The 15,199-nt window shown below is 45.0% G+C and carries 17 protein-coding genes and 1 pseudogene; 9 read left to right on the top strand and 9 right to left on the bottom strand.

Annotation, left to right across the window (positions count from 1 at the left end; translation table 11 throughout):
- The first annotated feature begins 186 nt into the window (after positions 1-186).
- Positions 187-1,034 (top strand): annotated as a pseudogene (locus B853_RS18650) (pirin family protein).
- A 179-nt stretch (positions 1,035-1,213) separates the two neighbouring features.
- On the opposite strand, the gene B853_RS18640 reads toward B853_RS18650, so the two are convergent.
- Complete coding sequence (locus B853_RS18640) at positions 1,214-2,062, bottom strand: patatin-like phospholipase family protein (RefSeq protein WP_038883006.1); 849 nt, start codon at positions 2,060-2,062, stop codon at positions 1,214-1,216.
- A 179-nt stretch (positions 2,063-2,241) separates the two neighbouring features.
- Between B853_RS18640 and B853_RS18635 the strand changes: the two genes are divergently transcribed.
- From B853_RS18635 to B853_RS18610, 6 genes are all read left to right on the top strand, one after another.
- Positions 2,242-2,700: a Fur family transcriptional regulator gene (locus tag B853_RS18635; protein WP_010452844.1), complete on the top strand. Its 459-nt coding sequence runs from the start codon at positions 2,242-2,244 to the stop codon at positions 2,698-2,700.
- A gap of 111 nt (positions 2,701-2,811) precedes the next feature.
- Positions 2,812-4,146 (top strand): dihydroorotase, encoded by a 1,335-nt coding sequence (locus B853_RS18630; protein WP_038883005.1) that lies wholly within the window; start codon positions 2,812-2,814, stop codon positions 4,144-4,146.
- Between the two features lie 147 nt (positions 4,147-4,293).
- Positions 4,294-4,854 (top strand): LbetaH domain-containing protein, encoded by a 561-nt coding sequence (locus B853_RS18625; RefSeq protein ID WP_005426373.1) that lies wholly within the window; start codon positions 4,294-4,296, stop codon positions 4,852-4,854.
- The gene (locus tag B853_RS18620) at positions 4,844-5,848 is read left to right on the top strand and encodes a CobW family GTP-binding protein (protein ID WP_038883003.1); all 1,005 of its coding nucleotides are present in this window, start codon (positions 4,844-4,846) and stop codon (positions 5,846-5,848) included. The genes B853_RS18625 and B853_RS18620 overlap by 11 nt, the downstream gene beginning before the upstream one ends.
- Before the next feature lie 216 nt (positions 5,849-6,064).
- Complete coding sequence (dmeF, locus tag B853_RS18615) at positions 6,065-6,979, top strand: CDF family Co(II)/Ni(II) efflux transporter DmeF (RefSeq protein WP_038883002.1); 915 nt, start codon at positions 6,065-6,067, stop codon at positions 6,977-6,979.
- On the top strand, positions 6,979-7,395 hold the full coding sequence (locus tag B853_RS18610) for a MarR family winged helix-turn-helix transcriptional regulator (protein WP_010452835.1): 417 nt from the start codon (positions 6,979-6,981) through the stop codon (positions 7,393-7,395). Before dmeF ends, B853_RS18610 begins: the two co-directional genes overlap by 1 nt.
- Before the next feature lie 75 nt (positions 7,396-7,470).
- Here the strand turns inward: B853_RS18610 and B853_RS26720 are convergent, their stop codons facing one another.
- From B853_RS26720 to B853_RS18585, 7 genes are all read right to left on the bottom strand, one after another.
- Positions 7,471-7,599: a hypothetical protein gene (locus B853_RS26720; protein ID WP_038883001.1), complete on the bottom strand. Its 129-nt coding sequence runs from the start codon at positions 7,597-7,599 to the stop codon at positions 7,471-7,473.
- Positions 7,599-7,727, bottom strand: coding sequence for a hypothetical protein (locus B853_RS26715; RefSeq protein WP_010452830.1), 129 nt, complete (start codon positions 7,725-7,727; stop codon positions 7,599-7,601). The genes B853_RS26720 and B853_RS26715 overlap by 1 nt, the downstream gene beginning before the upstream one ends.
- A 45-nt stretch (positions 7,728-7,772) precedes the next feature.
- On the bottom strand, positions 7,773-8,108 hold the full coding sequence (locus B853_RS18605) for a hypothetical protein (protein WP_010452828.1): 336 nt from the start codon (positions 8,106-8,108) through the stop codon (positions 7,773-7,775).
- Between the two features lie 378 nt (positions 8,109-8,486).
- Positions 8,487-8,975: a hypothetical protein gene (locus B853_RS18600; protein ID WP_038883000.1), complete on the bottom strand. Its 489-nt coding sequence runs from the start codon at positions 8,973-8,975 to the stop codon at positions 8,487-8,489.
- Positions 8,976-9,040: 65 nt separating this feature from the next.
- Positions 9,041-9,214 carry a ribbon-helix-helix domain-containing protein gene (locus B853_RS18595; protein ID WP_110422313.1) on the bottom strand — a complete coding sequence of 58 codons (174 nt, stop codon included), beginning with the start codon at positions 9,212-9,214 and terminating at the stop codon, positions 9,041-9,043.
- A 173-nt stretch (positions 9,215-9,387) separates the two neighbouring features.
- Positions 9,388-9,813: a universal stress protein gene (locus tag B853_RS18590; RefSeq protein ID WP_010452822.1), complete on the bottom strand. Its 426-nt coding sequence runs from the start codon at positions 9,811-9,813 to the stop codon at positions 9,388-9,390.
- A gap of 156 nt (positions 9,814-9,969) precedes the next feature.
- Positions 9,970-10,221, bottom strand: coding sequence for a DUF6482 family protein (locus B853_RS18585; protein ID WP_038883026.1), 252 nt, complete (start codon positions 10,219-10,221; stop codon positions 9,970-9,972).
- A 395-nt stretch (positions 10,222-10,616) separates the two neighbouring features.
- Between B853_RS18585 and B853_RS18580 the strand changes: the two genes are divergently transcribed.
- Positions 10,617-12,188 carry an ABC-F family ATP-binding cassette domain-containing protein gene (locus tag B853_RS18580; protein ID WP_038882999.1) on the top strand — a complete coding sequence of 524 codons (1,572 nt, stop codon included), beginning with the start codon at positions 10,617-10,619 and terminating at the stop codon, positions 12,186-12,188.
- A 176-nt stretch (positions 12,189-12,364) separates the two neighbouring features.
- Positions 12,365-14,521 (top strand): prolyl oligopeptidase family serine peptidase, encoded by a 2,157-nt coding sequence (locus B853_RS18575; RefSeq protein WP_038882998.1) that lies wholly within the window; start codon positions 12,365-12,367, stop codon positions 14,519-14,521.
- Positions 14,522-14,568: 47 nt separating this feature from the next.
- Here B853_RS18575 and speG read toward each other — a convergent pair whose 3' ends face one another.
- The gene (gene speG, locus B853_RS18570; RefSeq protein ID WP_038882997.1) at positions 14,569-15,099 is read right to left on the bottom strand and encodes a spermidine N1-acetyltransferase; all 531 of its coding nucleotides are present in this window, start codon (positions 15,097-15,099) and stop codon (positions 14,569-14,571) included.
- Between the last annotated feature and the right edge of the window lie 100 nt (positions 15,100-15,199).

The following is a 15,199-nucleotide window of genomic DNA, read 5'->3' as shown; positions in this document are numbered from 1 at the left end:
ACTAAATGTAGCATTAACAGCTCTTTTCTAGAGCCAGCCGCCACTATACAGGGTGTTTAAAAAATAGCTACCTTTATTTTTCAAATTTTTGTTCGAAAAAACTGATGGTGTAGAACAACTTCATCCCCTCATGATTTGTTTTCGCCCTTCCTACAATGAATCCATACCAATAAGGGAGGCAATATTATGAGTACAGTGAGAGAGATTCGTCAGATCATTCCATCGCACGCCACGGCGGATGGTGATGGAGTGAAAATTCGTCGCGTAGCCGGATTCAATAACACGAGCTTTTCGCCATTTTTGATGGTGGATGAGCTGAAATCAGACCAACGAGCAGACTATGTTGGCGGTTTCCCTCCACATCCACACCGTGGGATCGAAACACTCACCTATATGCAGACAGGGCACTTCCAGCATCGTGACCACATGGATAATGTTGGTGAGTTGCGCTCCGGCGGCGCGCAATGGATGGCGGCAGGACGCGGTGTGATTCACAGTGAAATGCCAATCATGGAAGACGGTGAGCTGCATGGTTTCCAAATTTGGATTAATCAGCCAGCGCGAGACAAGATGTCTTCGGCTCAGTATCACGACTTCCAACCAGAAACCATTACCGAGCACCGAGGAGAGACTCATGGTCTGGTTCGCGTTATTTCTGGTGAGTTGAACATTGGTGATGAGGTTATTCAAGGCCCACTAAGCAAAACGGGTGTACCAGTTACGGTTGCGATTGGCGTGCTCATTCAGGCGCATCGCTAAATCTTATGACGCCTAACCATCACAATATGATGACCTATGTTTATAAAGGCAGCATCAAAGTGGGTGAACATGTCGTCACGCAAGGCGAGATGGCATTGCTTTCGCAAGCGGAATTGGTCGAACTACAATCCGATGGAACCAGCGGTGTACTGCTCTTTATTGGTGAACCGATCAATGAACCTGTTGTGCATTACGGTCCATTTGTGATGAACAGCATCGACGAGATTAAACAAGCGATTCAAGACTATAATTCTGGCGTGTTTGAAACCTACTAAAAATCCGAAGGTATCCCTTTAAGGATGAGTAGAAGAGAAGCATGCTAACTGATTTGGAGACCGTTAATTGGGCTCATACGCAAGCAAAGACGATATCCACTGCCATCGAATTTGCATCAGCCACACCGACATGGTGTGGCTTTTTTTGTTCTGCTGCGTTTTGAAAGTTGTTTTTGTGTTTAGCTTTGTTCCCAACGCGTTATGGCATGCTTGCCAAATTCCAACCCCAATTCATAGGCTTTGCGCAATGGTTCTGGCGAGCGGCTCAAGCGTTTTAACTTAAAGCCTTCTGGCGGGCAGATTTGAATAATCTCAACACCAGTTGGTGGATTCTCTATCAATTCCAAGCTCTGGTTATAACGAACATGTCGCGTGAGCATTGGCTCGATCAACGCGGGATGATCTTTCAGTAAACGTGAAGTGAGTTTTTCAAACTTAGGTTTGGATTTACGATAGCTAGCAGGTCGGCTCCTTAGCACCATGATTTTGGTTGCGCCCCGTTTGATTGCTTCGGCAACGGGGATCGCATCCGCCACACCGCCGTCTACGTATCTGACGCCATCTAATGGCACACCATTACGGTACATAATTGGTAAGGCGCTACTGGCTTTCATGGTTTCTGCCAGCATCTCTACGGAAGGCGTGAGGTATTCTGGTTGTCCATTGTCTTGACGAGTTACTCCCAAAAAGAACGGTCGAGAATCAGCAGAAAGTACCTTTCTATCAATGCCAAGTTCTTTGAGCGTGACCTGCCACATCCAATCCAAGTCCATCATATCGCCTCCGCGCACCAATTGAGTCGGTGAGATAAACTCTTTGCGTAGGCTGTAGTCGAGGTAGATCTTGAGGTTTCTGCCCGGCATTTTTGCAAGATATGCAGCTAAGTTGCTTGCGCCTGCCGAGACGCCCCAAAAACTGTCAAAAGGGGAGAAGTTTTGTTCCATAAAGTGGTCGAGTATGCCACAGGAGAATACCCCGCGCATTGCGCCGCCTTCTACAATTAGCGCTCGTGAGCCGATATGTTTCATCCTTGCCATCCGTTTTGATAATTCTGATTTAGGATACGAACTAATTAGAGTAACGGATCTAATGCGCATACCCAAGTTGTCTTCGTTTGGACGTCATCTTGATGAATTTGTTTTTTATGTTATAACATAACAATTACTCAAATAATTAAAAGGTAGCGTGTGTCTTGTGTGAGGTGAGAATGAGCGATGTCGACGCCATTATTAAGCATGTAGAGATGAGCTTTAAAGCTCAAGGGAAGCAGTTAACCTCGAAAAGGAAATTGGTGCTGCGTGCTTTAGTTCATGCCGATAAAGCTTTATCTGCTTATGAGTTAGTGGATTATTGTAAAGCCCATTTTGAGCAGAATATTCAGGCGATGTCGGTGTATCGAATTCTGGATTTTCTTGAAGCAGAGCATTTAGCTCACAAGCTCAAAGTCTCCAATAAATACATCGTCTGCTCCCATATTCTCTGCGAACACGAACACGGCGTTCCTCAATTTCTTATCTGCTCCAAATGCAACAAAATCAGCGAGCAAGCCATCGACCCCACCTTGATACACGGTCTGCAATCCCATGCAAAAGAGGAAGGCTTCACCGTTGTCAGCCCGCAATTAGAGATCAATTGTGTTTGTGATGACTGCGCCAAATCTAACTAAAGGTGCTCGGTATTGAGCGCTGAGCTATCCGCCACATTCACTCCCACAACGTCATGACTTATTTATCCATTTCCACCATTAGCCTATTCAGCAAGGAGATACTGAACCGCTATGTCTGCAACACTGATTAAAAACGCCCTTGTCGTCAATGAAGGGAGTATCACTGAGACCGATTTACGAATTGTCGATCAACGAATCGAAACCATCGCCGTAGATATCTCCGCGAACCCGGAAGATACGGTGATTGATGCGAAAGGGTGCTACCTTATTCCCGGTATGATTGACGACCAAGTGCACTTTCGTGAGCCGGGGTTGACTCACAAAGGATCGATTGCGACGGAGTCGCGTGCAGCAGTTGCTGGGGGTATCACAAGCTATATGGAAATGCCGAACGTCAGCCCGGCAACGACCACCATTGAAGCGCTAGAGCGCAAATTCGCGATTGCTGAGCAGAACTCGCTAGCCAACTACTCGTTTTACCTTGGCGCAACCGAAGACAATCTTGAACAAATCAAACAGCTTGATCCGAAGAAGCACTGCGGCGTGAAAGTGTTTATGGGTGCGTCGACTGGGGATTTGTTGGTCGAAGCGCCTCAAGCCTTGGATGAAATTTTCCGTGATTCACCTGTGCTTATCGTAACGCACTGTGAAAGCGGGCCTGTGATTGCGCAAAACAAACAGCGACTACTTAAAGAGAAGTCGGAATTCACCATTGAAGATCATCCGGTACTGCGTGATGACGAAGCGTGTTATGCGTCTTCCTCTTATGCGGTAGAGCTGGCCAAGAAGCACAACAGTCAGCTGCATGTTCTGCACATCACAACAGCAAAAGAGCTGGCACTGTTTCAAGCTGGCCCTATCGAGAACAAAAACATTACCGCTGAAGCTTGCGTTCATCACCTGTGGTTTAGCAATGAAGATTATGCAGAGCGCGGTAACGAAATCAAATGTAATCCAGCAGTGAAATACCCAAGTGACCGCGAAGCAATTCTAAAAGCGTTGAGTACAGGCCAAATTGACATTATAGCGACCGACCACGCGCCTCATACGTGGGAAGAAAAGCAGGTGCCTTACGAGCAAGCACCTGCTGGCTTACCTTTGGTGCAGCACGCACTACTGACGTTGTTCGATCAAGTGAGCCGCGGACACATGACGATGGAGCAAGTGGTAGAGAAAACCGCTCACAACCCAGCGATTCGTTATGGCGTTCAGGATCGTGGTTTTATTCGTGAAGGCTACTTTGCTGATTTGGTGCTGGTGGATATAAAAACGCCAACCTTAGTGACCAATGAAAATAGCTTGTACCACTGTGGTTGGTCGCCATTTGCTGGCCATCAGTTCTCGGCACAAATTCAGAAGACTTGGGTCAATGGTGGATTGGTGTATGCCGACCAGCAAGTCAATGAGCAGGCAGCACATGCTGTGCGATTGGTCTTTGATCGCTAGGACTCATGTTTTTCAAAAACTTAGATTATTTGAAAGCTCAGTTTATTTTCGAAAGCTACATTTATCCGCTTTCTTAGAGCTTTATTTGTAGAAGTATAGTTGTCGTAGCTTGAGTGTCTTTGAGGCACCGAATAAAGAGAAATCAATATGTTAAGAAGAAACCCTACTGGTCACATGCCTGAAGTTTCGGAAACCGCGTTCATCGATCCGACGGCGATCATCTGTGGCAAAGTGATCATTGAAGATAACGTTTTTATTGGTCCTTACGCGGTGATTCGTGCCGATGAAGTGAACGAGCAAGGCGATATGGAAGCCATCGTGATCAAGCGCGATACCAACATTCAAGATGGCGTCGTTATCCACTCAAAAGCAGGTGCTGCCGTGACCATTGGTGAGCGCTCATCCATTGCACATCGATCTATTATTCATGGTCCGTGTGAAGTTAGCGATGACGTGTTCATCGGTTTTAACTCGGTGGTGTTCAATGCTGTGATTGGCAAGGGCTGTGTGATTCGCCATAACTGTGTGGTCGATGGACTAGACTTGCCAGAGAACTTCCATGTTCCGCCAATGACGAATATTGGTGCCGATTTTGATTTGAACAGCATCTCGAAAGTGCCACCGGAGTACTCGGCGTTTTCAGAGTCTGTGGTTTCAGCAAACCACGAACTGGTGCAAGGCTACAGGAGAATTGCCAATGAGCTCTGAGAACCAACCCATACTTGGTGTTCCTACTAACATCATTACGGGGTTTCTGGGGGTGGGAAAGACCTCTGCGATTTTGAATTTGATGGCGAACAAGCCAGAGGACGAGCGCTGGGCAGTATTAGTGAATGAGTTTGGTGAAATCGGCGTTGATGGCAGCTTAGTTCGGGGGCAACAAAGCGAAGAGCAGCAAGTGTTTATTCGTGAAGTACCCGGCGGCTGTATGTGTTGCGCGGCGGGGTTGCCAATGCAAATCGCCTTAAACCAACTGCTTAATGAAGCGAAGCCAGACCGTCTGCTGATTGAGCCAACTGGTCTTGGGCATCCAAAAGAGGTGTTACAGGTTTTATCTACTGATCATTATCGCCAAGTGCTTTCGCTTCAAAAGAACATCACCTTAGTTGATGCTCGTAAGCTGGCAGATCTTCGTTACACCGAGCACGATACATTCAATCAGCAAATCGCCATTGCCGATACGGTGGTGGGTAACAAGCTCGATCTGTATCAAGAAGGTGATCTCCAGAAGTTAGAAGCTTACGTGGCGGAAGTTGGGCGCCCGAATACAAAGGTGATTTTTGCTCAGCATGGTGTGATTCCGTTTGCTGAATTTGAAGGTGAGACCACAATTCATGAACATCCACCACACCACCATCATCATCACGCAAGTGACAAGACGTTGGCTTCAGATATGCCAATGCCAGAGAGTGGCATGCTCAAAGCGACCAATTCAGGCGAAGGTTTCCAGAGTGTCGGTTGGCGTTTTTCACCAGAGAAAGTGTTCGATCGCCGGAAGTTGATCCCTCTTCTGGTCGAGCTGGAAGTGGAGCGCATGAAAGCGGTGTTTATTACTGACGATGGCATTTATGGCTACAACCTAACGCCGGATAGGCTACAGGAAGTGGAGTTGGATGACTGTGCTGAAAGCCGAATTGAACTGATTGCAGACAGCATTGATGAGCAATTTGAAGCAAAGCTTCTCTCTTGTGAATTGGTTTAAGACTAGACTAATAACAGCGGGCATTGTTCTCATTAATGCCCGTGTTTCTTTTTTCATCTCCCTCTTCGTTTGTTTCCCTATTCTTATTCTTCCTTAACACCGCGATCATGATCTTTTGGTGATGTTGTCTTTCTGTGTTGACATTGTTTGATTATCAAACTAAGTTGAAATCAAATAATTTGATAATCAAACTAAAATCAGAAGGTAAGTGTCTCAATGGCTGTATCGCAACATTCACATGATTTCGTTTCTCATAACCAAAAGGGTGAAAAACGTACGCTCTATGTATTGATCCTAACCGTGACCACAATGGTGGTGGAGATTGCTGCAGGGACTATGTTTGGTTCAATGGCATTGCTCGCTGATGGTTGGCATATGGGGACACACGCAGCGGCATTTTGTATTACTCTTTTTGCTTACCGCTACGCGAAACAAAATGCGAACAATGACCGCTTCTCATTTGGTACGGGTAAGGTCAGTGTGCTAGGAGGCTTTACCAGTGCGATTGCGTTGGGGATTGTGGCATTGATGATGATGGTCGAGTCGATTCATCGTCTCTTCAACCCAGAAAACATTCAGTTTAATGAAGCCATTATGGTGGCGGTGATTGGTTTAGTGGTGAACTTTGCAAGCATGCTGCTTCTACAAGATCACCATCATCATGGGCATGAGCGTCATGATCACCATTCTCACGATCATGAGCACGAACATAATCACGACCACAACTTAACTGCAGCGTACTTCCACGTGCTGGCGGATACGTTGACGTCTTTGTTGGCGATTGTCGCGTTGATTGTCGGTAAGTTTTACGGTTGGGTTTGGTTGGATGCCATGATGGGTATTGTTGGTGCTGTTGTGATTGGTAAATGGACCTTGGGTTTAATGAAACAAACCGCACCAGTCTTGTTGGATGAGAGCATCAACAAGTCTTACCAAGATGAGATTACAGAGACGCTTGCACCTTATGCTGAGATTGTTGATTTACACATCTGGAAGGTGAGTGGTCACCATTACTCTGCGGCAATTGCGCTTAAAAATCACAGCGACAAAACGCTGGATGAATTTAAGCAATTATTGAGTAAATTTGATAAGATTCACCACCTAACTTTGGAAGTTCAAACGACTGAGTGATGCGCGAATTAGAAAAGCTGAATCAAACGCTTACCGAGTTCTATGACAAAATGTCTTCTTGGGAGCAATCTGTAGTAAAAGGCACCGGTTATTCACTGGCTCAAATCCACACGATTGAAGTGTTAGGTGGGCATGGTGCGTTGCGTATGAAGGAGCTGGCGGAAAAGCTCGGTATTACAACTGGTACACTAACGGTTCAAATTGAGAAACTGGTGAAAGCAGAGCTAATAGAGCGTTGTCCTCATCCAGAAGACCGTCGCGCAATTGTAGTGAAGCTCACTCCTGCCGGTGAAGAGATTCATCATCATCACAATCAACTGCATTTAGATTTGGTTCAAGACTTAACGCGCAATATCGACCCTGAGCATCAGGCGATTTTGTTTGCTTGCTTACAGAAGATGAACAAAGAATTTTGATTGCGCTTTTCGTTTCTACACTCAGATACTGAGCCTCGAATAGCAAAAAGTAGAGCACCGAAATGCTCTACTTTTTTATAAGCTCGATAGAATTTGTTCGATTGGCAGCTGTGTAAATGCGTACGTGACGCCAACACAGAATGCAGAGCCAGTAATGCCGATACCAACGGTCGTTGCGAGTAGCAGAAGGGTAATCTTAGACATTAGAGATTAAACTCCTTCTCAAAGGTTGGGTAAATGACACCATTTGCTTCTTGGTAGGATTTAAAGCCATAACCAAACGCAAGTGCTGCCACCACAATGGCAAATGCCGCAATGTTTCTTCCTTTCATCCTTAAACTCTCTACCAATCGTTTCTATTAAATCGGGTTATTCAATTACTGACTAAAGTAAACAAACAGCACCCATGCTGTTGTTAAAACAAGTAGCGGTGTGAATACTTTTTGAATTGAAGCGCCATCGGTCAAGTCATAAATTACGATAGACTCTTTATAGAATGCGCGTTTGAATGAACCAAAGCTGATTTCATTTTTAACGTCAGATTGCTCGTAGTGCTTGCGAGCAGAGTCTGCCATTTGAGACTCTAGATCTTGCATCTCGTATTCTTTGTTAAAAAATGCATCCCACGCCGAAATACGTGCAATAGTTTTTGGTGAACGATTGCTCTTCAGTTTCTCTAGACGCTTAGCGTATGCAGCTTGATATTTATCCACGATGATTTCCTACATGAATAGACTGTAATGTTGAACACAGCGTTAAATGCTCTGCTCAGTGGTTGTAAAAATTAGAAAATGGGAATCAAAAGGAAATTTTTACAGCAGGAGAACAGTGGCCAAATTAGGAAGTGCGGCATTTGATTGTTAAAGAGCGTAAGGAAGGTTATCCCTTGTGTTGCGGATAATATGGGCTGCTTTGGGATGCGACAAACAAAATAAATTGTTTAAGCCAATAACGGATATTGTTTGATGGAGTGGTTAATCTATGTTAACTGCAGCTGACTTGATGACGCCTTTATCCTTTTCAAACTAAGTATGTTTTTGAGTGAGCTTCACTTAGCCCACTCTTGTTGTGGCACGGTATTCTGGCGATGCTTACTGAGCTATAGGGTAGCGCTCTTTCAAACTCCAATAAGTCATGTTGGTTGGTTCACAGTAGTAGGTATCTAATGTTGTTCCTGATGTGCTATCGGAGTTTATTGCAAATGTCGTGCGTATTGCGCGTGAATAGTCTTCAAAAAACATCCACGAAAATAGTGTACGCTCGTTCTTTCTTGATACGTAGGAATCTCCGGAATGATAGTTAAATTCCATTCCATCACTTAAGATAAATTCATTTTTGATGTTTTCATTGGTATTTCTGAGAACCCGAAACCCTTCACCATCGATGATGTAGATAGGGGTTTGTTCTGCGTTGCTTTTCGTGAAGGTGTGTATCGCAAATTCGTCATCAGTTTCTTTTGTGGAGTCGAATAGAACATATGCGCCTGTCTTTTGAATACACTTTAGATTCGGAAGTTGTTTTGCTTCTGCAATATTGCTGATGCTCAGTGCGATGAAGAGAAAAAAGGTTAGGGTTTTCATTTGATTCTCTATGTTAATAGTTGGACTAATTCCCTAGAGTTTTCAAAGTTCCTTTTTTTTGACGATTAATCGCCGTTTGCTGAGTGAAGCACCCCCTGTGACATAAGGTATTGCTCTAAAGCTTTATCCACATGCCTGGCCATAGGAACATCGTCCTTTTTTGACAATTGTTCTAGTGCTTCAATGTGCTTTCTGTGGAAGCGCCATCCAATCTTAACTTTTGATTCCTTCTTTGCCATCGGGCATTACCTACTTCACAGCATTAGTGGCGTTAATATGGGGTGGAATAGTAGGAGTCGAGACATGTCGAGACAAATAGATATTGTTGTCGACTGGATTAATTTTATTTATCGAAAAACTTTGGAAATAAAAAACCGCCTGTTATTAGGCGGTTATGATTTGCTTGCTTATGCTAGTCACTAATAGGAACCACAAGAATATCGACAGGTGATTTATTTATTAGGTGTCTAGAGTAGGAAATAATTTTACTCCAGAAGTCTTGGTGATGGCCGCAGATAAGTAGGTCTACTTCTTGCTCTTTGATTGTCACTTCCAATTTATCACCGAGGTCACCGGTACCGACAAAGAAATGTTTTAAAGGATGGTCCATATAATCGCTAAACGTTCTTAGGCATTCCATAGAGTGCTCGTTTAGAGGTCTCTGATCTGGCTCAGCAACGATGTCGACAAGTTCACGATAGATCTCACCATGAGTCCCATCGATATGAATAAATGAAATCTCTGAACCGAGATAACTCGCCATCGATACCGCTCGGTCAATCAACACAGTGCTCTCGTCAGATAGTTCTAGTGCTACTAGGATATGTTTGTATTTCATAACCACGCCCTTATGTGGAATACGTTATCTTTAGCATAGTATGCCTTTGGCAAAAAATGTGTTGATAAGATCCCGAAATCGCTCAAAGTTTTGGCAAATTATCATGAAGAGGAAAGGGAGAGCAGCAGGTTAAACGGAGGGATAGCTAAGCTGGCTCTAGTACCAGCTCAATTCAATTTCCAATGGCACGTCGCAGCGTATTCTCTCGCCGCACATTTCGTCTGTTGCGTTGAGGTGAACCAACTTCGCTGAAGAATAGCCTTCACCACGAAAATGTTCCCTTGCTTCACAAAGGCTTGCAAACGTTAGCGGACTTTTTTGCTCATTTAAGATTAATGATCTTGTTTGGTTTTCTACGTTGTATGCGAGGTAAATACCACCCTCGACCGATTCAATCAGAAGATTCATAGCCATGTCCCATTAGTGTTGTCACTCTTTGGCTGTTACGGTCAGTAGCGGAGTTTGGTTCACTTATACCTGAGTAACCTCGATATGCTTAAACTGATATCTCCAACTTTAGGTTGTGACAGAAGTCGCTTGCTTTTTATACAAGAAAGCCTTTAGACTTTGCCTATCACTTCTTTAGGAGATTACGCCAACATGAACAACTAAACCTGTCATCCAACTCTCATTTTATTTTTTGGATTTACAGGGTTAGTAGGCGTAGCTCACTTTCCGATATTTCTTTGCGGTTACCATTTTTCTATTTGAAGCGCTTCTATGGGCGCGTGTATTTGCATCGATCTCATCTCTAGATTTATCTCAAGCTACGGCTGTTGTCCCTGTCATACAGGAGGCAAATTATGCCAGTTTTACAGGCTTACAATATCAGTCACCAATTTGGTAATGGCGAAACGCTGTTTCAGCAAATCTCATGTTCAATGATCAAACGTCGTGTTGGGTTAGTTGGACGCAACGGTGTCGGAAAATCGGTGTTTGCATCGATACTCAGCGGTGAGCAAACCCCAACCAGCGGTACAGTAACTTTACCAAGGTCCTTTGCAGTGTATCGCCAGCAACCATCTCACTTGTTGGAGGGAGGGCTGTCGATTGCCCAGTTTTTAGCAAAGGACAACGTGCTAAGTGCGCTCAAGCAGATCGAAATGGGCGATTGCTCTGAGCAATTGTTTGAGGTGGTGGGTGAACAATGGGATTTGCCGTTCCAACTTGCCAAGCAGTTAGAAACCATGGGTTTACCGCCACAGCCAGACTTTCCTTGCTCGCAATTGAGTGGCGGGCAGTTAGCGCGTTTGCAACTGTGGCAGCTGTTCGAAAGTGAAGTGGAATTGCTGATCCTTGATGAACCGTCAAACCATCTTGATACACATGCCAAGCAGTGGTTGATTCATTCGATGCGCAATTTTTCAGGCGCGATTCTGCTCATCAGTCATGACAGAGAGTTACTGCGCGAGATGGAGGAAATCTGGGAACTGTCCGGACTAGGCTTGCAAGTGTTTGGCGGTAATTACGACGTGTATGCTGAGCAAAAGCGCACCGAACTACAAGCGGTGGAACGCCAATTAGCTGCTGTCGATAAACAAAAAAAGCAATTGGAAGAGCAAGCTCAGCGCAATCGAGAGAAAGCAGAACAAAGAGCGGCTCAAGGTAACAAGCTGAGAAAGGATGGCAGCCAGCCGAAAATCTTACTGGATGGTATGAAAGACAAAGCGACAGCCCGAGCCGCCAGTCGCAATAAAAACGAGCAACTTCGCCAAGCGCATCTGCAAGAGAAAGAGCAAAGCTTGCGAGTGCGCAAAGAGCAAATCAAAGGGCAAAAACTGTATTTGGCAGATAGTCAAAGTCGCTCACGAAAAGTCGTGTCGCTTTTAGAAGGCGTGTTGCCATTTGGGTCGGCTCAACCCATCACTGCGCAAGTTCATGCGGATGATAAATTGCATTTGTTGGGCAAAAACGGATGCGGTAAATCGACCTTACTGAAAACACTCTTGGGCGAGTTCTCATTGCAAAGTGGTGAGCTACAAATCAATACGCCGCTTTATTATCTCGACCAGCACTTTGGTGCGATAGAGCCTGAACTCTCCATGTTGGAAAACCTGATGCAACATTGTGAGGGGATGAAAGAGAGCGATGCAAGAACATTACTAGCAGGCATTGGCTTTCGCCGAGACAGTGTATTTCGTTTGGGCAGCGTATTGAGTGGCGGCGAGAAAATGAAGCTCGCGATGCTGATCGTCAGTCATCAACCAACGCAGCCTTTGCTGCTCTTGGATGAGCCAGATAATCACCTCGATTTGGATTCGAAAATCATGCTTGCTCAGGCACTAAGCGCGTATCGAGGCGGCTTTATTCTTATCAGTCACGACCAAGATTTTGCCGCGGAATCGGGTGTGTCTCGAAGCATTGAACTGAGCTAACAAGCTCTTGTCTATAACTCCACATTGAGGGGAATCACCGAAGCTAAGCAGTTAGTTTGGCTTTGGTGACTTTAACACCTTCACCAAGCAATTTTCTCAAAGCAATTAGAATCCTTACTTCGATATGGGTAAGATGCTTGATGCATTACACAAAACAAAAACAGAAAAGGAAGTCTATGAAAAAGAAAACCTTAGCACTGGTGACCGCGTTTGCGATGACGGGCGTATTACCGGGAGCTTATGCCGAAGACTCAACAAAGGAATTGGTTGAACACGTACACAAAATGGCGGTGAAGTACCCAACGACAAAGAAAGTCGATGTGGTGGATGAGTATTTTGGTACCAAAGTCAGTGACCCATACCGTTGGTTAGAAGACGACCGCAGTAAAGAAACCGCAGATTGGGTAAAAGCGCAGAACCAAGTCACGTTCGATTACTTGGCGCAAATTCCTTATCGTCACCAGATCGAAGAACGCTTAACTCAGTTGATGGATTACGAGAAGTTAGGGCGACCATTCAAAGAAGGTAAATACACCTATTTCTACAAGAACGACGGTTTGCAAAATCAAGATGTGCTTTATCGCCAACTTGACGGTGGCAAGCCTGAAGTCTTCCTCGACCCGAATACCTTTAGCGAAGATGGTACGACCTCGCTGGCGAATGTGAGCTTTACTAAAGATGGTTCTTTAGTCGCTTACAGCATTTCAGAAGGCGGTAGCGATTGGCGCAAAGTGATTGTGCTTGATGCAGAATCCAAAAAGCCTGTCGGTGAGACGCTAGTGGATATTAAGTTCAGCGGCGTAAACTGGTTAGGCAACAAAGGTTTCTACTACTCAAGTTACGACAAGCCAGAAGGCAGCGAGCTTTCGGCAAAAACCGACCAACACAAGCTTTACTACCACGAGCTAGGCACTAAGCAGAGTGAAGACAAGCTTATCTTCGGTGGCACAGAGGCTGAGAAACACCGATACGTTCGTGGTTACACTTCCGACGACCAACGTTACCTGTTTATTTCGGCAAGCACTTCAACGTCTGGCAATAAGCTGTTCTTCAAAGATTTGACCAAGCCAGATAGTCCGCTGCAAACCATTTTGGATGACACCAATTCTGATACTTGGGTGATTGATAGCAAAGGCACCAAGCTGTATTTGGTCACCAACTTAGATGCACCAAACAAACGCGTGGTGACGGTGGATGCGAGCAACCCTGAGCCGAAGAATTGGAAAGATTTAATTCCTGAAACTGACAACGTGCTTAGCCCATCAACCGCGGGCGGTTACCTATTCGCAAGCTACATTGTTGATGCCCTTTCGATGGTCAAACAATACGACATGGACGGTAAGTTCATTCGTGAAATCAAGTTACCAGACATCGGCAGTGCTTACGGCTTTTGGGGTAAGAAAGAAGACGCTGAAGTCTACTACTCTTTCACCAATTACAAGACACCAAGCACGACCTATCGATTAGATATCAAAGAGGGTGACAGCGAGGTTTACCACAAATCGAACGCGCCATTCGACTCTGCTCAATTTGAATCTCGTCAAGTGTTTTATAAATCGAAAGACGGAACTAAGATTCCGATGATCATCACTTACAAGAAAGGCACGTCGATGGACGGCAGCGCACCAACAATCTTGTATGGTTACGGTGGTTTTAACATCAGTCTAAAGCCTTACTTTAGTCCAAGCCGAGCTGCATGGTTAGAAATGGGCGGTATCTATGCTGTTGCGAACATTCGTGGTGGAGGTGAATATGGTAAAGAGTGGCACAATGCAGGTACAAAGTTAGAGAAGCAAAACTCGTTTGATGACTTTATTGCCGGTGCAGAGTTCCTTATCGATAAAAACTACACCTCGTCAGATAAGCTCGCGATTAACGGTGGCTCTAATGGTGGCTTACTCGTCGGTGCGGTAATGACGCAGCGTCCAGAACTGTTCAAAGTGGCACTGCCAGCAGTTGGTGTATTGGATATGCTTCGCTACCATACCTTCACGGCAGGGGCGGGCTGGGCTTATGACTACGGCACAGCAGAGCAAAGTAAAGAGATGTTCGATTACCTCAACGGTTACTCGCCAGTACACAACGTCAAAGCCGGTGTTAAGTACCCCGCAACTATGGTAACAACGGGTGACCACGATGACCGTGTGGTCCCTGCGCACTCGTACAAGTTTGCGGCGCAGCTACAGTCTAAACAAGCAGGCACCAATCCAACCTTGATTCGCATTGAAACCAATGCAGGGCATGGTGCTGGTACGCCAACTAGCAAAATTATCGAAAAAACAGCGGATGTTTACAGCTTTACGCTATTCAACATGGGTGTCGAAAAGCTATAAGTTAGGCTTGAACTGAAATAAAAACGCAGCCTGTAGGCTGCGTTTTTTCATTCGTTGCTTACCAGTGTGGCTCGATACTGCTCTTGCAGGATATACATGCGTTTTACATCGCGGTAGCTTCCGTTGATAAAGAACTCTTGTACTAAATGCCCTTCCTCAATAAAGCCACATTTCTGGTATAGGTGAATCGCTTTCTCATTGTCCAACGCGACCAGCAAATAGATTTTATGAAGATTGAGAATGGAGAATGAATAGTCTAAAGCACGATGGATTACTTCTTCGGCATATCCTCGTCCCTGATGATCTGGTGCGATTATAATTTGGAATTCCGCACTGCGGTGAATGTAGTTAATCTCGATTAACTCTACCAAACCAATTAATACGCCGTGTTCATCTTCCACTACAAAGCGACGCTCAGCGTCATCATGAATATGCTTTTGGTACAACTCTTCCAATTCATCATGCGATTCGTATGGCTCTTCAAACCAATACGTCATGATATTACGGTTGTTATTAAGATCGTGAATAAAGCGCAGATCTGAACGTTCTAATGCACGAATAGTAAGACCATTTTTCATCGTTTATCTCCAGAGAGCAAAAGCATAATCAAAGGCAATTATGACTCCTCCATCTTAGCTCATTAGGGGGAAATCTCCCCTTTACTTATGTAAGTCGCAA

The sequence above is a fragment of the Vibrio rotiferianus CAIM 577 = LMG 21460 genome, assembly GCF_002741985.1.
GTDB lineage: Bacteria > Pseudomonadota > Gammaproteobacteria > Enterobacterales > Vibrionaceae > Vibrio > Vibrio rotiferianus.
This window is presented reverse-complemented; position numbering and strand designations above follow the sequence as displayed.

What these genes read in the sequence shown, in the direction of transcription:
- B853_RS18640 (WP_038883006.1), bottom strand. Translation starts at nt 2,062, where the DNA reads ATGAAACATATCGGCTCACGAGCGCTAATTGTAGAAGGCGGCGCAATG.
- B853_RS18635 (WP_010452844.1), top strand. Translation starts at nt 2,242, where the DNA reads ATGAGCGATGTCGACGCCATTATTAAGCATGTAGAGATGAGCTTTAAA.
- B853_RS18630 (WP_038883005.1), top strand. Translation starts at nt 2,812, where the DNA reads ATGTCTGCAACACTGATTAAAAACGCCCTTGTCGTCAATGAAGGGAGT.
- B853_RS18625 (WP_005426373.1), top strand. Translation starts at nt 4,294, where the DNA reads ATGTTAAGAAGAAACCCTACTGGTCACATGCCTGAAGTTTCGGAAACC.
- B853_RS18620 (WP_038883003.1), top strand. Translation starts at nt 4,844, where the DNA reads ATGAGCTCTGAGAACCAACCCATACTTGGTGTTCCTACTAACATCATT.
- dmeF (WP_038883002.1), top strand. Translation starts at nt 6,065, where the DNA reads ATGGCTGTATCGCAACATTCACATGATTTCGTTTCTCATAACCAAAAG.
- B853_RS18610 (WP_010452835.1), top strand. Translation starts at nt 6,979, where the DNA reads ATGCGCGAATTAGAAAAGCTGAATCAAACGCTTACCGAGTTCTATGAC.
- B853_RS26720 (WP_038883001.1), bottom strand. Translation starts at nt 7,599, where the DNA reads ATGTCTAAGATTACCCTTCTGCTACTCGCAACGACCGTTGGTATCGGC.
- B853_RS26715 (WP_010452830.1), bottom strand. Translation starts at nt 7,727, where the DNA reads ATGAAAGGAAGAAACATTGCGGCATTTGCCATTGTGGTGGCAGCACTT.
- B853_RS18600 (WP_038883000.1), bottom strand. Translation starts at nt 8,975, where the DNA reads ATGAAAACCCTAACCTTTTTTCTCTTCATCGCACTGAGCATCAGCAAT.
- B853_RS18595 (WP_110422313.1), bottom strand. Translation starts at nt 9,214, where the DNA reads ATGGCAAAGAAGGAATCAAAAGTTAAGATTGGATGGCGCTTCCACAGA.
- B853_RS18590 (WP_010452822.1), bottom strand. Translation starts at nt 9,813, where the DNA reads ATGAAATACAAACATATCCTAGTAGCACTAGAACTATCTGACGAGAGC.
- B853_RS18585 (WP_038883026.1), bottom strand. Translation starts at nt 10,221, where the DNA reads ATGAATCTTCTGATTGAATCGGTCGAGGGTGGTATTTACCTCGCATAC.
- B853_RS18580 (WP_038882999.1), top strand. Translation starts at nt 10,617, where the DNA reads ATGCCAGTTTTACAGGCTTACAATATCAGTCACCAATTTGGTAATGGC.
- B853_RS18575 (WP_038882998.1), top strand. Translation starts at nt 12,365, where the DNA reads ATGAAAAAGAAAACCTTAGCACTGGTGACCGCGTTTGCGATGACGGGC.
- speG (WP_038882997.1), bottom strand. Translation starts at nt 15,099, where the DNA reads ATGAAAAATGGTCTTACTATTCGTGCATTAGAACGTTCAGATCTGCGC.